At 63.5% G+C, this 17,437-nt stretch carries 17 protein-coding genes; 5 read left to right on the forward strand and 12 right to left on the reverse strand.

Annotated elements, in window-relative coordinates; translation table 11 throughout:
* The first annotated feature begins 78 nt into the window (after positions 1-78).
* The 3 genes from A3E77_RS06500 to A3E77_RS06510 all read left to right on the forward strand — a co-directional run bounded on the left by A3E77_RS06500 (position 79) and on the right by A3E77_RS06510 (position 3,248).
* Positions 79-282: a heavy-metal-associated domain-containing protein gene (locus A3E77_RS06500; protein WP_017502065.1), complete on the forward strand. Its 204-nt coding sequence runs from the start codon at positions 79-81 to the stop codon at positions 280-282.
* Positions 283-396: 114 nt separating this feature from the next.
* A complete protein-coding gene (locus A3E77_RS06505; RefSeq protein ID WP_026109362.1) occupies positions 397-2,226 on the forward strand; it encodes a copper resistance system multicopper oxidase in 1,830 nt (609 codons plus the stop codon).
* Positions 2,227-2,345: 119 nt separating this feature from the next.
* Complete coding sequence (locus tag A3E77_RS06510; protein WP_017502063.1) at positions 2,346-3,248, forward strand: copper resistance protein B; 903 nt, start codon at positions 2,346-2,348, stop codon at positions 3,246-3,248.
* Between the two features lie 83 nt (positions 3,249-3,331).
* On the opposite strand, the gene A3E77_RS06515 is transcribed toward A3E77_RS06510, so the two are convergent.
* The 12 genes from A3E77_RS06515 to A3E77_RS06570 all read right to left on the reverse strand — a co-directional run bounded on the left by A3E77_RS06515 (position 3,332) and on the right by A3E77_RS06570 (position 15,228).
* A complete protein-coding gene (locus tag A3E77_RS06515; RefSeq protein ID WP_017502062.1) occupies positions 3,332-3,682 on the reverse strand; it encodes an ArsR/SmtB family transcription factor in 351 nt (116 codons plus the stop codon).
* Positions 3,683-3,756: 74 nt separating this feature from the next.
* On the reverse strand, positions 3,757-4,119 hold the full coding sequence (locus A3E77_RS06520) for a hypothetical protein (protein WP_228220262.1): 363 nt from the start codon (positions 4,117-4,119) through the stop codon (positions 3,757-3,759).
* Between the two features lie 62 nt (positions 4,120-4,181).
* Positions 4,182-5,207, reverse strand: a complete 1,026-nt coding sequence (locus A3E77_RS06525) for a cation diffusion facilitator family transporter (protein ID WP_017502060.1) — start codon at positions 5,205-5,207, stop codon at positions 4,182-4,184.
* Between the two features lie 180 nt (positions 5,208-5,387).
* Positions 5,388-6,752 (reverse strand): tyrosine-type recombinase/integrase, encoded by a 1,365-nt coding sequence (locus A3E77_RS06530; RefSeq protein WP_017502059.1) that lies wholly within the window; start codon positions 6,750-6,752, stop codon positions 5,388-5,390.
* Positions 6,753-7,178: 426 nt separating this feature from the next.
* Entirely contained in the window at positions 7,179-7,451 is a 273-nt protein-coding gene (locus A3E77_RS19420; RefSeq protein ID WP_366652617.1) for a pirin family protein, read from the reverse strand.
* Positions 7,411-8,844: an MATE family efflux transporter gene (locus tag A3E77_RS06540; protein WP_293644274.1), complete on the reverse strand. Its 1,434-nt coding sequence runs from the start codon at positions 8,842-8,844 to the stop codon at positions 7,411-7,413. Before A3E77_RS06540 ends, A3E77_RS19420 begins: the two co-directional genes overlap by 41 nt.
* Positions 8,841-9,437: a TetR/AcrR family transcriptional regulator gene (locus tag A3E77_RS06545; RefSeq protein WP_293644276.1), complete on the reverse strand. Its 597-nt coding sequence runs from the start codon at positions 9,435-9,437 to the stop codon at positions 8,841-8,843. Before A3E77_RS06545 ends, A3E77_RS06540 begins: the two co-directional genes overlap by 4 nt.
* Positions 9,438-9,699: 262 nt before the next feature.
* A complete protein-coding gene (gene mhpA, locus A3E77_RS06550; RefSeq protein ID WP_293644278.1) occupies positions 9,700-11,175 on the reverse strand; it encodes a bifunctional 3-(3-hydroxy-phenyl)propionate/3-hydroxycinnamic acid hydroxylase MhpA in 1,476 nt (491 codons plus the stop codon).
* Positions 11,176-11,209: 34 nt separating this feature from the next.
* Positions 11,210-12,241 carry an MBL fold metallo-hydrolase gene (locus A3E77_RS06555; protein ID WP_293644280.1) on the reverse strand — a complete coding sequence of 344 codons (1,032 nt, stop codon included), beginning with the start codon at positions 12,239-12,241 and terminating at the stop codon, positions 11,210-11,212.
* Positions 12,242-12,248: 7 nt separating this feature from the next.
* Positions 12,249-13,088, reverse strand: coding sequence for a fumarylacetoacetate hydrolase family protein (locus tag A3E77_RS06560; RefSeq protein ID WP_293644282.1), 840 nt, complete (start codon positions 13,086-13,088; stop codon positions 12,249-12,251).
* A complete protein-coding gene (locus A3E77_RS06565) occupies positions 13,085-14,104 on the reverse strand; it encodes a VOC family protein (RefSeq protein WP_293644284.1) in 1,020 nt (339 codons plus the stop codon). The genes A3E77_RS06560 and A3E77_RS06565 overlap by 4 nt, the downstream gene beginning before the upstream one ends.
* A 191-nt stretch (positions 14,105-14,295) precedes the next feature.
* Positions 14,296-15,228 carry a lipid kinase gene (locus A3E77_RS06570; protein WP_293644286.1) on the reverse strand — a complete coding sequence of 311 codons (933 nt, stop codon included), beginning with the start codon at positions 15,226-15,228 and terminating at the stop codon, positions 14,296-14,298.
* 171 nt (positions 15,229-15,399) lie between these two features.
* Here A3E77_RS06570 and A3E77_RS06575 point away from each other — a divergent pair, with 171 nt between their 5' ends.
* The gene (locus tag A3E77_RS06575; RefSeq protein ID WP_293644288.1) at positions 15,400-16,317 is read left to right on the forward strand and encodes an SDR family NAD(P)-dependent oxidoreductase; all 918 of its coding nucleotides are present in this window, start codon (positions 15,400-15,402) and stop codon (positions 16,315-16,317) included.
* A 95-nt stretch (positions 16,318-16,412) separates the two neighbouring features.
* Positions 16,413-17,108 (forward strand): helix-turn-helix domain-containing protein, encoded by a 696-nt coding sequence (locus A3E77_RS06580; protein WP_293644310.1) that lies wholly within the window; start codon positions 16,413-16,415, stop codon positions 17,106-17,108.
* The last annotated feature ends 329 nt before the right edge of the window (positions 17,109-17,437 follow it).

The following is a 17,437-nucleotide window of genomic DNA, read 5'->3' on the forward strand; positions in this document are numbered from 1 at the left end:
CGCGAAAAACGGCCTTGACCCTCCAACGATGGGAAAGATTAGCTTGTGATCCGTTGTCAGGAACAATGGAGATTTCCCATGCAATTCCACGTCGAAAACATGAGCTGCGGTTCATGCATCAAGCACATCGCGCAAGCGATCACCGCGATCGACGCCAATGCGAAGGTCGAGGTGAGTATCGCGGACAAGAAGGTCACGGTCGATACCGTGGCTAGCGCGCAAGCTATCGAAGTCGCGCTCGCCGAGGACGGCTATCCCGCGCGCGCTATTGAAGTGGCATAGGGAGGCGTAGCCATACCACCAGGTCCGACCGGGCGGATGACGGCTGTCGTCCGTCCGGCATTTCCGGCCCTTGTTCCCGTTTCCGAAAATCGGGCACCTGCAGGACATAGAGACATGACACCATTCATTGAGCGCAGGTCGTTTTTACGAGCGGGAGCCATCGGCATAGCCGGACTCGGCATCACGGGGCTTGTTCCCGCCTGGGCCAGAACCGGCTCGACCGGGCTTGTACCGACCCTGCCCACACTCTCGGGCGAGGATATTCACCTCAGGATTGCCAATACGCCTTTCACCGTAGGCGGGCGGACCGGTCACGCCGTGACTATGAATGGTGTATTGCCCGCGCCGCTGATCCGGCTGCGCGAGGGGCAGAATGTGCGGTTGCACGTCGAGAACACGCTCGACGAGGACAGCTCGATCCACTGGCACGGGCTGCTCGTGCCATTCCAGATGGACGGCGTGCCCGGCCTCAGCTTTCCGGGGATCAAGCCGCGTTCGACCTTCGTCTATGACTTTCCGTTGCTGCAAAGCGGCACCTATTGGTATCACAGCCATAGCGGCCTTCAGGAACAACAGGGCCATTATGGTCCGATCGTGATCGATCCCGCCGAGCCCGATCCGATCGCTTATGATCGCGAGCATGTGATCGTGCTGAGCGACTGGACGTTCCTGCATCCGCACGCTCTCATCACCAAGCTCAAGGCGGAAGGCGGCTACTTCAATCGCCAGAAACAGACATTGTTCGGCATGATGAAGGGCGGCCCCGAGGAGGAAATGTCGGCATCGGACCGCGCCATGTGGGCGCAGATGCGGATGGACCCCACCGACATTTCCGACGTGACGGCCGTCACCTACACCTATCTCATCAACGGTCATGGCCCGCAGGAGAACTGGACCGGCCTGTTCCGTCCCGGCGAGCGGGTGCGGCTGCGCTTCATCAATGCCGCCACCATGACGATCTTCAATATCCGTATCCCCGGCCTGCCGATGACGGTGGTCAGCGCCGATGGCCAGAATGTCCGACCCGTAACGGTCGACGAGTTCCAGATCGGCAATGCCGAAACTTATGACGCCATCATCGAACCCGCCGAGGACAAGGCGTTCACGCTGGTGGCGGAATCGATCGATCGTTCCGGCATGGCGAGCGCCACGCTCGCATCCCGTATGGGGATGACGGCGCCGATTCCGCCGCTGCGCCCGCGTCCCACGCTCACCATGAAGGACATGGGCATGGGCGGCATGGACCACGGATCAATGGCGGGAATGGACCATAGTGCCATGGGCCATGGCGCGATGGCGGCCGGGGCAGACGCGGTGACAGCAGACCATGGCGGGATGGATCACAGCGGCATGGATCATGGCGGTTCCCATTCGATGGGCGGCATGAACATGCGTGACAAGTCTTTGGTTCCCGACAGCGTCAAGGTCGGTGTGGGCGTGGACGCCATCGCCATGGCGCCGGTCGATCGCACCGGCGATCCGGGGCTGGGCCTCGAAGATGTCGGCCATAAGGTGCTGACCTATCGCGATCTGATGTCCTTGACGCCCAATCCCGACACGCGCCCGCCGCAGCGCACGGTCGAGGTCCACCTCACCGGCAACATGGAACGGTTCATGTGGTCGTTCGATGGCGAGAAGTTCAGCGAGGGCGTGGAACCGATCCGCTTCGAGCGCAATGAACGCGCCCGCGTTACCCTCATCAACGACACGATGATGACCCATCCCATCCACCTGCACGGCCATTTCTTCGAACTGGTGAACGGTCATACCGGCAGCTATCCGCGCAAGCACACCGTCAATGTGCTGCCGGGCGGCAAGGTCAGCTTCGACCTGACCGCCGATGCGCCCGGCGACTGGGCGTTTCACTGCCATCTGCTGCTCCACATGCACGCCGGGATGTTTCGCGTCGTCACCGTCCGTCCGCTCGACGGAGACGCGGCATGATGCGGCTCGTGGGCATCGCTCTCCTCGCCGTCGCGACTCCCGCTTGAGCGCAACACGATCACCGGAGTCATGCTGGCGCCTCACAGCAGGACCCGGCCGATTCCCATGCGGGGCATCGTATGGACGGTGCCGAAGGCAATCCCCATGCGGGGCACGACATGCCGCCGGAACCCTCCGCAGCGCCCGATCCTCATGCCGGCCACGCCATGCCTTCAGCCGCGCCGATGGAAGCGCACCAGGCCCATGCAGGCCATGAACCGGGCATTCCCGACCCGCCGGTGCGCGGGCCATCGGCGGCGGCCATGGGCGGCCCCGATCACGCCGCCGATGCCATATTCGGCGCGGCGGCCATGGCTCCGGCGCGCGAAATCGTGCGCCGCGAACATGGCGATATCAAAAGCCACAATATCCTGATCGATCAGCTCGAAGCCGTGATCGGCAAGGGCAAGGACGGCTATGCCTGGGACGTGCAGGGCTGGTATGGCGGCGATATCGACAAGCTCTGGCTCAAGACCGAAGGCGAAAGCCACTTCGACGACAGCCCGGAAAGTGTCGAGGCGCAGGCGCTCTGGAGCCACGCGCTCGATCCGTGGTGGAACCTCCAGGCCGGCATACGCCACGATTTTCGGTCCGGACCGGACCGCACCTACGCTGTCATCGGCGTTCAGGGCCTTGCCCCTTACTGGTTCGAGATCGACAGTGCGCTGTTCCTGTCCGACAAGGGTGACGTCACCGCGCGAATCGAAGCGGAATATGACCAGCGCCTGACCCAGAAGCTGATCCTCCAGCCAACCGCCGAACTGAACTTCTCCGCGCAGGACGTTCCCGAGCTGGGCATCGGTTCCGGGCTGTCCACCGCCGAGTTGGGGTTGCGTCTGCGCTACCAGTTCGTGCCGGAGTTCGCGCCCTATATCGGCGTGAAATATGAACGCGCCTTTGGCGACACGGCGGATTTTCGCCGCGCCCGCGCTGAAAGCAGAGGTGGGTGGAATTTCCTGATCGGAATCCGGTCCTGGTTCTGAGGGATATGGTTATCGGACCGGCGGGCCTGATCGAGGTGCGCCGGTCCTCCTGTCTTTCTGTGAACAAATATTACTGGGCGCGATCATTCGTCGTCGTGATCCTCATCCATATGGCTGGCCATGTCGATGAGCATGGTGCTCACATGGGCATCCGCCACTTCATAGAATATCTGCTTGCCGTGTCGCTCGCTACGGACGAGGCGCGCGCCGCGCAGGAGGCGCAGATGGTGGCTGACCAGCGTTTGCGACAGATCGAGGCTTTCGGCGATGTCGCCCACCGATCGCGGCGTTTGCAGGCAATAGAGCAGAATACGCAGGCGGGAGGGATCGCCCAGCAAGCGGAAAGTTTCGGCCAGGATCGTTACGTCGTGGCTCGACAGTCCCTGAGAATGCTTAGGATTGCCATGATCGTCAGAGTTGGTGGTGTCGGACATCAGGAGCCTCTTATACGTGAATATATGACGATGTGTAGATTTATGATCCTTCTAGGGCCAGCCTTGACCACCCGCTAGCCAACCAATTGCCGGTTTTCCTCGATCATCCCCTTGCACTTGTGGAACCGGCTTGCCGGAGCAGCAGCGGAATGAGGCTCGTCGCGATTACCGGGAAAATCAGCCAATTGATCGCCATCCAACCCGAGCTGTGCAAGATCGTGCCGGCAAGAAAGGAAACAGCCGCTGTGGTCGCGAAGGCCGAGTCCGAACAGGCTGACGGGGAAGGTAACCCAGGCGGGATCGGGCGAGAGTTGCTGACCGACCAGCCCGCCGAGCGACATCACGATCGGCGGGCTGGCGCCGCCCAAGGCTTGCGCGGCAGTGAGAACAGCGATGTTCCTGCGGGCGTTTGGTTCCCGTTCATTGCCAAGAGCCACCTTCAGGCACCGGGAGGCAGTCTGACAGAGCATTTCAGATAGGCTGCACCAACGTCCGCCTATCAGTGGGAGCAAGCGTGTTTCACGCCGCCGTGGCTGTGGCTGGGATGGTCGTGCCCAGGTCCGCGTCCCTCATCCCGCTTGCTGCCGGGAGCGAGGCTGCACGTCTCGCCTTCCTCGTTCCAATCCACCGCTACAGTGGCGTGCTCGATCTCGAAATGGCTCTCCAACTCGCGTTCCACTGCACGCACCACTACGCGGGCCTCGGTGTCGTTCGCCGGTCGGACGTGCATCGTCGCCAGCGTGCGGCCCGACGTGATCGACCAGACATGGATATGGCCGACCGCAGCCACGCCCGGCACATGCTCCAGAATATGGCGCTCGATCTTCTCCGGCGCCGCGCCGTCGGGCGCGCCTTCGAGCAGGATGTGCAGCGACTTGCCCGCCAGTTTCCATGCGCTACGCAGTACCAGCAGGGAGACGACCACCGACAGGATGGGGTCGATCGGCGTCCAGCCCGTCAGGTAGATCACGATCGCCGCGCCCACGGCGCCGACCGAGCCGAGCAGGTCGCCCATGACGTGGAGCGCCGCGCCCTTGATGTTGACATGCTCGCTGTCGCCGCGCGTCAGAATCCAGAAGACGAGGATATTGACCAGCAGCCCCGCGATCGCGACCCCGAACATCGGGCCGGCAAGGATCGGCTGCGGCTCCTGAAAGCGCTGCCAGGCTTCATAGACGATCCAGCCGACGATCGCGAACAGGGTGACGGCGTTGACGAAGCCGGCGATCACCTCGAAACGCAGATAGCCGAAGGTGCGTTTGGAATCAGCCGCGCGCTGGCCGAAACGGAAGGCGGCATAGGCGAGCGCCAGCGCCGCCGCGTCGGTCATCATATGGCCGGCGTCCGCCAGCAGCGCCAGCGACCCTGAAAGCAGACCGCCCACGACCTCGACCGCCATGAAGGTGAAGATCAGGCCGAACGACAGCAGCACCTTGCGCTCATTGTCGCTGGTGATGGTCGGCGTGTGCGAATGATCGTGGTCGTGATCGTGGCCATGACCATGGTCGGCGTGCGAGTGGGCCATTATCGAGCTTTCATGACATATACATTAAACACATCAATATGTGTTCATATAATGTATGTCAATATGCCTATGTGCCGATGGATAATGACCCGGCCGACCTCTTGTTCTTTAGACAGTTTTGGGGATGAAAGCCGCATCGGTCTAGGAGCGGCCTGCATCCCATACCATCGTGTGCAATTGTCAGGCGGCCAGCCGTTGTGACGTTTCAGCTTGTGCTGTTGAGTCTTGATGGGGCGTCAGAAACCGAACCAACGCAGCCTTACGCGAGCCCCGATCAAGCGCATAATGTGTATGTGTCAGCTCAGCACCATTGAGCAGCGCATGGATGTAGCCGGACACCGTATCGGCCGCCATGACGAGGGCTGCATCGAGCGTATGCACATAACGGCTGGTGATAGAGCCGGTGGCATGGCCGAGAAGCGCCGCGATGGTGATCTCGGTGAAACCAAGGTCGTTCGCCAGGCTGGCGAAGCTGTGGCGCAGTACATGAGCGGTGATGTCCGCCAGCTCCGTCCCGGCGAAGATCTTTTCCCAATGCCGAGGGAAGCTGCCGAACGGCTTGGCCAGGTTCCGCTCGCCGGGAAACACATAGGGGCTGTCGCCGCTCATGTCCCGCTCGTCGAAATACTCCAGCACCGGCAAGCCCATCGGCCGCACGGACTGACCTTCCTTCGTATCCTCGAACCGGAAGCAACTCCCCACGGTGTCGAGTTCCGTTTTGCGCAGCTTGATGACCTCACTGCGCCGGCAACCCGACATGGCGATCTGACGGATCATCTCCACGGTGCGCGTGTAGCGTTCATCCTCGGCGGCATTGGCAAGGATGCGCCCGAGGGCGCGATACTCGTCCTCGTTCAGACGGCGCTGGCGCACGGCGTCCTTGGGCTTGCGGATGCCATGCGCCGGATTGACCTCGATGATGCCCAGGTCATCCCGTGCATAGGTGAAGATGCCACCCAGGAGACCGACGGTGCGGCTAGCGACGCCGATGCCGCCCCGTACGATCGACTTACCGCGCAGTTTCTCCGTCTTCTCGATCCCGCGCGTCTTGCCCGCCATGATGTCCTTCATCATGGTCGTCACGTCGGCCTTGGTGACGTGGGTGACGCGCTTCTTGCCCAGGAGTGGGATGATGTGGCGGTTGATCCGGCCGAGGTCGGTGATCTTGGTGCTGGCCTTCTTCGGCCGCCCGCCCTTGCCGAGGATGCGGCCGGCTTCGAGTTCCGCGATATACAGCTCGCAAAGCTCCTTTACCGAGATCGCCTTGCGCGCGCTGTTCCGGTTTTCGAGGGGATCGTTCCCCTTGGAGACTTCGGCCAGGGCTTGAATGGCCAGCGTGCGCGCTTGCTCGGCGGTGATCTGTCCGTGCCGGCCCAGCTTCATCCGCCGCCGCACATTGTTGGCGTTTCGATAATCGACGAAGTAGGTCCGGGTGCCGGAGGGCAGGACGAAGACGCCAAAGCCCTTCAGCTCGCCGCACCAAACGGTGTATTGACGGTCGCGTGGTTCGGACTTGTCCACGACGGTTTTCGTAAGTTTCGACATAAGTACCTCGCTAGTGCGGGCTCAAAAACTCACCAAAATCTCACCACCGTATCGAAAACTGTGGGTGTCGTTGGCGTAGCACAGAGAACCCTTACGATCAATAAAATGCTGTATAAACAGCGTGTTATCGTACTCTAGCGTTGGATTGGTAAGCCTGTCGTAGCGTTGTGGTTCTAGCTCCGAAGGCAGAGGCCAGGGGTTCGAATCCCTTCGGGTGCGCCATTTCTCCTTGCATTTCAATCACTTGATTTGAATCCAGATATGGGTTCGGAAGCGAGCATTTTGCCGGGTAGGCATCGCGTTCGTGAAGCCATGTTGTTGCGCGCGCAATTCGTCCACCCGCGGCCCGAATCGAAGCCAGCAAAACCCCCTGTTCCCAGGGCGACGGCCATATTCCGGGCGCGGCCAAAGGTCTGCAACGGCCCGTTACGGCAAGTCGATGAGCCGGATTTCGGCTTCGGTGTCGGCGTCGATGAAAAGCGTATTTTCGAGGGTGATCGCGGCGCCATCGCCTTCGCGCATTTCGGTCCGGTTGCGGGCGATGATGCCGCCGACGACCTGGACCCAATAGCCGGGCTTCGGGTCGCGTTTGATCGCCTTGCGGTCGTCGAGCCGGGCGATTGACCCTTCGCCAATTCGTCCCGCAGCCCCGCTGCATTCATCCCCACCGGCTAAGCCGGACGAACAGCGCGGTTGCAAGGCCCATCAAGACCATGGCTCCGGCCGAAAGCGCGAAGACGCCCGATAGAGGAGCCGATCGTTCGACCAGAATCGCGCCGCCGATGATAATGACGGCCAGGCGCAGCGCTTGGGCGATGATCGCGCCGCCGACGCGGCCCGCGCCCTGCGACGCGAAGTAGAGGCAAAGTCCGAGGCCGAAAAAAGCAAAGCCGAACGCCGCGATCTGCAAATATGCATAAGCCGTGTCTCGCACGACGGGCACGCTGGTGAACAAGTCGACCCAGAGCCAGGGGAAGGAGCCGGCGATCATGCCCAGCAGGCCCAGCGCGGTCGCCGCCACGCCGCCCGCGGTCCACGCGATCTTTCGCGCGCGATGAAGGTTGGCGGCTCCGATAGCCGTCCCGACCATCGGCACCGATGCGACTCCGACCGAAAAGGCAATCGGGATCAGGAGGAATTCCAGCCGTACCCCAATGCCATAGCCGGCAAGCGCTTGCGGCCCAAAGCGCGCGACGAGCCCGGTGAGGACCAGGATTGCGGCGACCGATAGCAGCGGCGACAGCATCGCAACCGCGCCGATGCGCAGAATGTCGAGGAATCGCTCGATCGACAAGAGTCCGCTTGCGACGCGTAAGGGAAGACGGGCTTGGCCCGATCTCAGGTGCCACAGGAGGAAAGCGCCGGCGAAGGAGAACGCCACGAGCTGGCCCGCGGCCACGCCCGCGATGCCGAACCGAGGCAATGGTCCCAAGCCCAGTCCCAGAACCCCGCCCACAACGACTTGGCAAAGCCCCGCAGCCAGCAGCGTTCCCGCAGGGACGACCATGTTTCCGGAACCGCGTGCGATGGACGCGAGGGTGTTGGTCAGCCAGATTCCGACGATGGCCCAGGCGGCGACGTTGGAGAAGGCGAGTGCCTGATCGAGCACCGCGCCCGATCCGCCCAAAATGCGGTATATGGCGGGGCCAAAAGCCAGCACCGCGGCGGTGAATATGATTCCGAATATGGCCGCGATGACGAGCGAGCAGAGCGCGAGCGCCTGCGCCCGATCGCGGTCTCCTGCACCGAGCGCGCGGCTCACCGCGCCCGACACGGTGCCGCCCATCGCTCCGGCGGAAAGCATCTGCATCAACATGAAGATGGGGAAGGCGAGCGCGATGCCGCCCAGCGCGGCCACGCCGAGCGAACCGACATAAATGGTTTCGGCGATGGAAACGACCGTGGCCGAACAAAGCGCGATGAGGTTCGGCAGGGTCAGGCGCAGCAAGGTGGGAAGTATCGCGCCCGAAAGCAGCATTTCCCCCTTTATGTCGGGCGACGAAGCAGGTCGCGCGCGATCAGAAGCGGTTATGCCCGCTTCGGCGGGCGCGGCTCCGCTGCCCATGTGGATGACCCCGCCATCGGCGCTCACAGCCCCAGCCTTTCGATGCTCGCGTCGAGGCAATCGCGCAGGATGGCATCGGATGGGGCGCCTGGGCCGAGTGCCCGTGCCAAGCTGACGGCGCCGACGATTTGCGCGACCAGAATTCTGGCATCGGTATCGGGATATGTGCGGGGCAGGCGCGACAATGCGTCTGCGATCCGCCCTGTCATCCGGTTGAGGCCGACAATGAAATTGTCCCGGATGCGCGCGTCGGCCCGGCTTATATCGGCCGCCAAGGTCGGCAAGGGACAGCCGCGATCGGGCCTGTCGCGATGCGATGCAGAAAGATAGCTTTCCAGGAAAGTCCGCAAGGCCGCGCGAAGATCCTCCCCCGCGTGCACCGATAGTTCCGCAATTCCGCCGGCGCGGTCGCCGGCATCGCCGAACATCTCCGGCACCGCTCCCGCAACCAGCGCATCCTTGGAACCGAAATGCGCGTAAAAGGCGCCGTGCGTCAGTCCAGCGTCGGACATCACATCCGCAACCGACACCTTGTGGAGTCCCCTGGCGCGAAGCTGCTGGGCCGCAGCCTTCAGAATGCGGCTTCTTGATCCGGCCTTGTGACTATCGGCATATCGCATCGCTGACCCCTTTATATGATGACTATCATATAATCAGCCGCGCGGGCAAGCATCGCCCGAATTGCGTCATCCGATCGCGTGCATGGCCCATGACCTGCCGATCGAAGAAAACCCCCCGGCCGACACCGCCAGGCCTTCGTCGCGTGGACATAAGATGCGCGTTGGGGAACCTGGATGTGGGCCCTGCGTATTCCCGCCGAGCTTCAAAACGACAATGGATTGAACGCTTTCCACCGGGCCGCGCACTTTCGCGCGGCCCGGACTAATCTCCCGTCGCCAATGGGCTGCTGTCGATGTCCTTATCGACGAAACCGGCCCACGCCGATCGCAGCATTTGCGGCGATCCCGTTCCGAACACATAGCGGTCGGGCCGGACGAGCACCGCTTCTGCGCGATGTTTATCGAACCAGAGGGACAGGGTTGCCGCGAAGGAGGCAAGACGAGGCGCGTCGAGGTCGGCACGCGAAATCAACCAATGGTCGGCGCCGAGCACGTCGTCGAGGCGGGCGCCATCGGCGGCCACCGGCTGCGGGAAATAGCTGCCCGCCGCTGGGCTGCCTGTCAGGATCGTGCCGGTCGAAATCGGCGGATAGGCAGACGGCCCTTCCGGCAGTTTGCGAAGCAGGCGCGCCAGTTTGAAGGTCAGGTCGCGTCGGAAGGCGGCCCATTTGCTGGTGGTGCAGACCATCCGCCCCATCATGATCGCCATCCGGATCGTGGCGCGCAGGTGCGGCGCCCGTTCGGGCTGGTAACTGTCGAGCAGCGCATCGGTGGCCTGCCCTTTCACCACCGCCGCCAGTTTCCAGCCGAGATTGGCGGCGTCGCGCAATCCCGAACACATCCCTTGTCCGGCAAAGGGCGGGGTCTGGTGCGCGGCGTCGCCCGCCAGCAGGATGCGGCCCCTGCGCCAGCGGTCGGCGACGCGGGCACGGAAGGTATAGACCGCCTTGCGTTCGATCCGCACTGCCCCGGTGACGTTCCAGGGCGCGAGCAACTTTTCGACGAAGCGATCGTCGCTGACCTGTTCGGCGGTCTCGCCGGGCTTGATCATGAATTCCCAGCGGTGCCGCCCTTCGCCCATCAGAACGCAGGTCGTCGGCCGATCGGGGTTGCAGATCTGCATATTGGCTGCGGGCAACCGCGAATGATCGTCGACCAGCACATCGACGACCAGCCAGGGTTCCTCGAACGCCAGATCCTCAAAGGCGATTCCCGACGCCTCGCGAACCGGCGAACGGGCGCCGTCGGCGCCGACGAGATAGCGCGTCCGGACCGTGCGTTCGCCATCCGGCGTCGCGATCTGCGCGCGCAGGCCATCGTCGTCCTCGGCAAAGGATTGGAGGGTCCACCGGCCCTTCAGCGCCGCGGGGTCCAATCCGGCCAGCGACTGGCGCAGCGCCGCCTCGACCGACGGCTGGTGGATCATGTTGGCGGCCGGCCACCCGCCGGCGCCGATCTGGTCGGACCTGCCGAAGCTTAGCAGCACCGCGCCCTTTGCGTTCAGGAAGTCGTAGCGCGCGACGCGGCGACTGGTCGCAAACACCGCGTCGGCCGCCCCCGCCTCTTGCAGGATACGCATGCCTTCATGGTCGATGTGCGCGGCGCGGGGGAGGGGGTAGATGGCCGCCTCCTTCTCGGCGACGAGAACGCGCACCCCGCGCCTTGCCAGCAGGATCGCGAGCGTGACCCCGGTCGGGCCGCCGCCGACGATCAGCACGTCGCAGTCGAACCCGCTCATCGCGCGCTTCCCCCGACGCATCGCACCGCGGTCGTCACAGGATGATCACCATCCCGTCCTGCCCGACGGTCAGCTTGCCCTTATAGTAATCGGCCATCCCCTCGACATAGAGGCGCCGCACGACAAAATTGTCGGGATAGGGGATCAGGTGGGTAAGCAGCAGATGCTTGACGCCTGCCGCCTGTGCCTGCTTCGCGAGCGCGATATTGTCGGCGTGATAGGGCATGGTGCGCGTCGCGACTTCGGCCTCGAACTGCATCCCCAGCGCCTTCATCTGCGGAACGGCGCGCCGCACCATATGCGCGGCATAGGATTCGTGGACGGCGAGGTCGGCCCCGCGCATCGCATCCATGTTGACCGGGCTGACTTCGGTATCGCCGCTGACGAAGATTTTCTTGCCGCGATATCGAAAGACATAGCCGAGGGCCGGCGCGACCGGGTCGTGCGCGACGAGCGCGGCGTCGATGGTGACGCCGTCCTTGTCATAGACCCGGACCCTGCGCTGGCCGTCGGTAAATGCCACTTCCAACGGCTTGCCGAACGCGACGCCGCGCCGTTCGGCCAGATGCGGCATGTTGGCGCTGCGATAGCCTTCGTCGAGCGCATAGCTTTGCGCGAACCCGTCGAGCACGGCGCGCATCCCGACCGGCCCTTCGACCTCAAGCGGCGTCGTTCGTCCCCAAATCCAGCCGGCGTTGATCAGCGTGCCGAGATCGTTGAAATGGTCCGAATGGAAATGGGTGATAAAGACCCGTTCCAGCCTGTTCAGCGGAACATGCGATTGTTCGAGCGACCGCACCGCGCCATCGCCGACGTCGAACAGGAACATCCGCCCGCCCGCCGACACCAGCGTGCAAGCCTGCGCCTTTGCGGCGCTGACTTCGGGGGAGCCGGTGCCACATAGCAGCACGCGGATGCGTCCGTCGTTCGCGACAAAGGCCATGTCGGGCTGTTCTTGGAGCTTGCCGCGGATCGACGCGTCGATCAGGCGATCGCGGCCGAGGTAGCCGATCAATGCGAGGCCGATGACGAGCGCCAGCGCCGCGTACAGGGTTTTGCGGACCATCGGCGCCTCAGCCTTCGGCGACCATGGTGGCCTCGATCGCGCCGATGCCGTCGATTTCGCAGCGCACGACGTCGCCTGCCTTCAGGAACCGACGCGGGTCCATCGCGGCGCCGATGCCCCCCGGCGTTCCGGTGAACAGGATGTCGCCCGGCTCCAGCGTCATGCCGACCGACAGATGTTCGACCTGTTGCCAGATGTCGAAGACCAGGTGGCTGGTGTCCGAATCCTGCCGCTTTTCGCCATTGACGAAACAGCGCAATCCCAGCGCGTGGGGGTCACCCACTTCGTCGGCGGTGACGATCCACGGCCCCATCGGCGCATGCGTGTCAAAGCTTTTGCCGAGCGACCATTGCGGCACCGCGTGCTGCCACATGCGTTCGGTCACGTCGTTGCCCACGCAATAGCCGAAGATCGCGGCGGGCGCGTCCGATGCCGCGATATGTTTGCCGCCCTTGCCGATAATGGCGACAAGTTCGACCTCATAGTCGGCGGTCATCGTGCCCCTGGCGATCTCGATCGGATCATGGGGGCCATTGACGCTGGTCTGTGCCTTGGTGAACCAGACCTGCCGTTCGGGCGTCGCCATCTGCGATTCGGCAATATGGTCGGCGTAGTTGAGCCCGATGGCGAAGATCTTCCCCGGCCGCTGCACCGGCGCTTCCAGCTTGACCGACGACAGCGGCACGCCGCCGCCCGCGGCTGCCTTTGCCTCCAGTCCCGGTTTCAGCCTCTCCCAGTCGCGGATCAGGTCGATCATCGTGCCATCGATGCCGGTATCGATCACCCGGTCCCCGACGACGATGCCGGTGCGGGTTTGCCCATTGGCGGTATAAGTGGCGAGTTTCATGCAGAGATTCCTTTTGCCCGGCGGCGGAACAGCCGCTTGAGGCGCAATTGCAAGGCGGTGATGAAGGCGATCAGGGCGGGCGGCGGCGGTCTTTTGCCGGCGAGCATCGGATGCGGGCTGCCCCATTGCACCGCGAGCAGGGCGCTCATCGGCAGCTTTTGCGGCGGATCGTCCGCAGTAAACAGGTCGCCGTCGGTCCAATGTTCGAGTTCATTGCCGAACGGGTCCTTCCAATAGTCGAAGATCTGGCTGCCCATGATGTGACGACCGACCCCCCACGCCGGCTGGCGTTTCCTTGCCTTCAAATATTGGTGGCCCAGCATCAGATCGTCGAAATTGGCGACCTCGAACGCGGCGTGCAGCAGGCCGGGTTCGCCCGGCAACTGCGCCAGGAACAGCGTGTGATGATCGGCGGGCTTGTCGCCGCGGTCGCAGCGCATGAAGGCGCCGAGCGGCACATCCTTTGCGGCCTCGACCTCGTCGGACGTCAGGAAACCGAAACGATCCTTGTACCAGGCTTCCGATGCGCGAAAATCGCTCACCCTCAGCACCGCATGGCCGATACGGCGGACATGCGCCGGGGCGGCATCGAGCCGCACGCTATTGCGAAAGCGGGGTTTCGCGGCGGCGGTGTTGCGCGGCGGATCCGGAAAAACGGGCGCTGCCCGACCCTTCGCCTGCCCGGCGACGATTTCGACGCTATAACCGTCGGGATCGGTCAGCCGCACGATGCGGCCTCCGCCGGGGGCATCCAGGTCTTCGACCGGCACGCCTTCCGCCGCCGCCAGCCGGTCGAGATCGGCGATCGTTTCGGCCCGCAGTCCGATCGCCAGAAACCGCGCGTCGCCGCGCTCGGTGACGTGGACGAAGGGGCGACCATCGCTGCCCTTGCCATAGAGGCGGCCGCCCTCCTCGAAAACGGTCATCCCGAAATCTTCGAGAAATGCGCGCATCGCGGCAAGGTCGGGCGCCGCAAAGCGCACATGCGCCATGTCTTCGACCTTGATCAATGGCATGATCTACCCCCGCCCGCCTGTTTATGACTATTTGGTCAGATAAATCAAAACTGACCGATTAGTCAAGTATGGATGATGGCGCAGCGCGGCCGATCCGAAAGATGGCGGGACGCTGTCAGTCGGCGCGCGGCAAGGGCAGGAACGCGCGGCGCAAGGTGCCGCGACGCCGCGACCTCATCGCGCGCGCAGGGTCAGCGGTGATAGAGCGGGAAGGGGCGCGCTGCCTCGATCTCGGCTTCGGCGGCGGGCACCAGCACCGTTATCGCGCGCGGCAGCACACGAAAATGGGCCGGGGTCGCGGTGACGATCTCGCCGTCGGTGTTGATCGGCATCGGGCGCCGCGTCTCGATGTCGAACGCGACGCATTTGGCGGTGCGAACCTCTTTCCAGGCGCCGTGCGTTCCCGACCGGAACGCGCGCAGCATCAGCGCAAGTTTCCACAAATTCCGCATTTCGAGGCTGTAGAGATCGAGATGGCCGTCGTCGATCGCGGCCTGTTCCTCGACCACATTGCCGCCGCCATACAGGCGTCCGTTGCCGATCGCGATCTGATAGGTTCCGACCGTCGTGCTGCGGCCCTTTTCGGTAATCCGCGCCCGGAATCGCTTGGCGCCCGCCAATATGCGCAGCGCGGCAACGGTATAACCCAGGCGGCCAAATCGCTTCTTGATCGCCGGGTCCAGTTTCTGGGCCAGTTCGCTGCTGAGGCCGATGCTCGCGACGTTGAAAAAGGCATGGCCGTTGACCATGCCGACGTCGATCCGCCGCCGGTGTCCGGCCGCAATCACATCGGCGGCGGCGGCAAAGTCGAGGGGAATCGAAACGGTCCGCGCGAGGTCGTTGGCGGTTCCCGCCGGAATGATACCGAGCGGCAAGCCGCTTTCGATAACGGCCGGTGCCGCGGACGAGATCGAGCCGTCGCCGCCGCACACGACGATCAGATCGGCCTCGCGGTGCAGCCGGGCGATGTCGCGGGCGATTTCGGGAAGATTCTCAAACGGCTCGACGGTGACCGCCAGCCCGCCGGCTGCGAGCCGGTCGCGCACCGGCTGCAATGCGCTTTCGCCCTGCCGGGCTTTGGCATTGTGGAGCAGAAGTGCGCGCGTACCCGTCGGCCACGACATGGGGCGATCCTGTCCGGAAGAATGAAGGCGCAAGGCCCAGGGACGATCGCCTATACGCCGCTTGCGGTTGGCCGGGAAGGGGTGTGCTGCCGGTTCGGACGGGCGGCCGGCGATGGAGCCGTTGAAATGGAGCGGCGGTGCCCTTACGCGCGGCCTGGAAGAGGAGAGCGTATGGCGAGGATATTGGACGGCAAGGTGGTGGCGATTACCGGCGCGGGTCGCGGCATCGGGCGCGAACTCGCGCTGCACTGTGCGGCGGAGGGTGCGGCGGTCATCGTCAACGACCCCGGCGTCGCGCAAGCAGGCGACGGTGGCGACGCCGCCCCGGCCGAGGCGACCGCCAACGACATCGTCGCGGCGGGCGGCCGCGCCACGGCGAATTTCGGCAATGTCGCCGATCCCAAAGAGGCCGCGAGCATCATCGACGACGCCGTGGCGCGCTTCGGCCGCATCGACGCGGTCGTCAACAACGCGGGCATCCTGCGCGATACCATCTGGCACAAGATGAGTTACGAGGACTGGAAAAGCGTCATCGAGGTCAACCTGACCGGCGTTTTCAACGTGTCGAAAGCCGCCACGCCCTATTTTCGGGAACAGCAGTCGGGCAGCTTCATTCATTTCACCTCGACCAGCGGGCTGATCGGCAATCTGGGACAGGCCAATTATGCGGCGGCCAAGCTGGGCGTCGTCGCCCTGTCGCAATCGATCGCGCTCGACATGGCGCGCGTCGGGGTGCGGTCCAACTGCATCGCGCCCTTTGCGTGGAGCCGGATGACCTCGTCGATCCCCGCCGAAACGCCCGAGCAGCAGGAGCGCGTCAAGCGCCTCCAGGAAATGTCGGCGGACAAGATCGCGCCGCTCGTCGCCTATCTTGCGTCCGATCGCGCCAAGGATGTGACCAACCAGATTTTCAGTGTGCGCAAAAACGAGATATTGCTGTTTTCCAAGCCGCGGCCGATCCGGTCGATGGCAAAAATCGAAGGATGGACGGCGCAAGCCATCGCCGACGAGTTGATTCCGGCCTTCCGCCCCGATTTTGCGCGCGCAGACGAGGTGTCGGCGCATGTTTTTCCCTATGACCCGATCTGAAGCGCGCGCTTTCTGGGTCGGGATCGCGCGGATTGACGTCATCGGCGCTTGATCGACGGGCGAAATGCGCAAATATGTGCTAGATGAGAAAAACGATGGAAAGGACCGAGGCGTCGCCAGCGGGCCAGTCACGTTCGCCGGGAGGCGAGCGCCGGACCGCCGTGGACAGCAATCCGGGGACATTCCTTCGCGAATTGCGGATCGAACGGGGCTGGACTCTCGCGGACGTCAGCGAGCGGACTCGCATCCCTGTTTCAACTTTGTCAAAGATTGAAACAGGCAAGATGTCGCTCAGCTATGAAAAGCTGCTGCGCCTGAGCCAGGGACTCGAAATCGACATCACCCGGCTTTTCGCCGCGGCGACGGCCTTGCCCGCCGCGACGCACACCGCCACCGGACGCCGCAGCATCACCCCCGCGGGCGAGGGGCCGTCGATCCAGACCGCGACCTATAATTATACCTATCCGTCGGCGGACCTTCTCAACAAGCTTCTCAACCCGATGATCATCGACATCAAAGTGCGCTCGATCGAGGATTTCGGGGATTTGATGCGCCATTCGGGCGAGGAATATGTTCTCGTTCTGGAAGGCGAGTGCGAGTTTCACAGCGACATCTACGCACCCTCGCTGCTCCAGAAGGGCGATTCGGTCTATTTCGACGCGTCGATGGGGCATGGCTATGTCGCTGTCGGCGACGGCCCCTGCCGCATTTTGTCGGTCTGTTCGGCGACCGACGCCGATCTGAAATCGGTGCTCCATCCGATTGAGGGCGAAAAACAGCTGACGGACTGAACCGGCGCCTGCGCCGCAGACGGGCCGGTCCGCCGGACGCGGCCGGGATCTTTTTCATCGATCGAAAACTGTGCGGCTTCGGCTGCTGCATCCTGTTCCCGCCGGGCGTGGGATTGATGGCCGTGCGCGCCGTTGACAAATTTCCAAACAGGATGTTTATGCTCAAAATTGAAAATATTTCAAATTGAGAAATTTGTAAGCGGCAGATGGCCGCCGTCGGGAAAAAGGGGGAGCGAATGCGGGGCCGGAGTTTGTGGGGATGGCTGGGCGCGGTCTTGTTCGTCCTGTGCGGGGGTCCGATAACGGCTGATGCCTTGGCGCGTCCGGCC

The organism is Sphingopyxis sp. RIFCSPHIGHO2_12_FULL_65_19 (assembly GCF_001830555.1).
Classification (GTDB): Bacteria; Pseudomonadota; Alphaproteobacteria; order Sphingomonadales; family Sphingomonadaceae; genus Sphingopyxis.

Bases quoted from the DNA above. Each gene is read 5' to 3' on its own strand.
- A3E77_RS06500 (WP_017502065.1), top strand. From the start codon at position 79: ATGCAATTCCACGTCGAAAACATGAGCTGCGGTTCATGCATCAAGCAC.
- A3E77_RS06505 (WP_026109362.1), top strand. From the start codon at position 397: ATGACACCATTCATTGAGCGCAGGTCGTTTTTACGAGCGGGAGCCATC.
- A3E77_RS06510 (WP_017502063.1), top strand. From the start codon at position 2,346: ATGGACGGTGCCGAAGGCAATCCCCATGCGGGGCACGACATGCCGCCG.
- A3E77_RS06515 (WP_017502062.1), bottom strand. From the start codon at position 3,682: ATGTCCGACACCACCAACTCTGACGATCATGGCAATCCTAAGCATTCT.
- A3E77_RS06525 (WP_017502060.1), bottom strand. From the start codon at position 5,207: ATGGCCCACTCGCACGCCGACCATGGTCATGGCCACGATCACGACCAC.
- A3E77_RS06530 (WP_017502059.1), bottom strand. From the start codon at position 6,752: ATGTCGAAACTTACGAAAACCGTCGTGGACAAGTCCGAACCACGCGAC.
- A3E77_RS06545 (WP_293644276.1), bottom strand. From the start codon at position 9,437: ATGCGATATGCCGATAGTCACAAGGCCGGATCAAGAAGCCGCATTCTG.
- mhpA (WP_293644278.1), bottom strand. From the start codon at position 11,175: ATGAGCGGGTTCGACTGCGACGTGCTGATCGTCGGCGGCGGCCCGACC.
- A3E77_RS06555 (WP_293644280.1), bottom strand. From the start codon at position 12,241: ATGGTCCGCAAAACCCTGTACGCGGCGCTGGCGCTCGTCATCGGCCTC.
- A3E77_RS06560 (WP_293644282.1), bottom strand. From the start codon at position 13,088: ATGAAACTCGCCACTTATACCGCCAATGGGCAAACCCGCACCGGCATC.
- A3E77_RS06565 (WP_293644284.1), bottom strand. From the start codon at position 14,104: ATGCCATTGATCAAGGTCGAAGACATGGCGCATGTGCGCTTTGCGGCG.
- A3E77_RS06570 (WP_293644286.1), bottom strand. From the start codon at position 15,228: ATGTCGTGGCCGACGGGTACGCGCGCACTTCTGCTCCACAATGCCAAA.
- A3E77_RS06575 (WP_293644288.1), top strand. From the start codon at position 15,400: ATGGCGAGGATATTGGACGGCAAGGTGGTGGCGATTACCGGCGCGGGT.
- A3E77_RS06580 (WP_293644310.1), top strand. From the start codon at position 16,413: ATGGAAAGGACCGAGGCGTCGCCAGCGGGCCAGTCACGTTCGCCGGGA.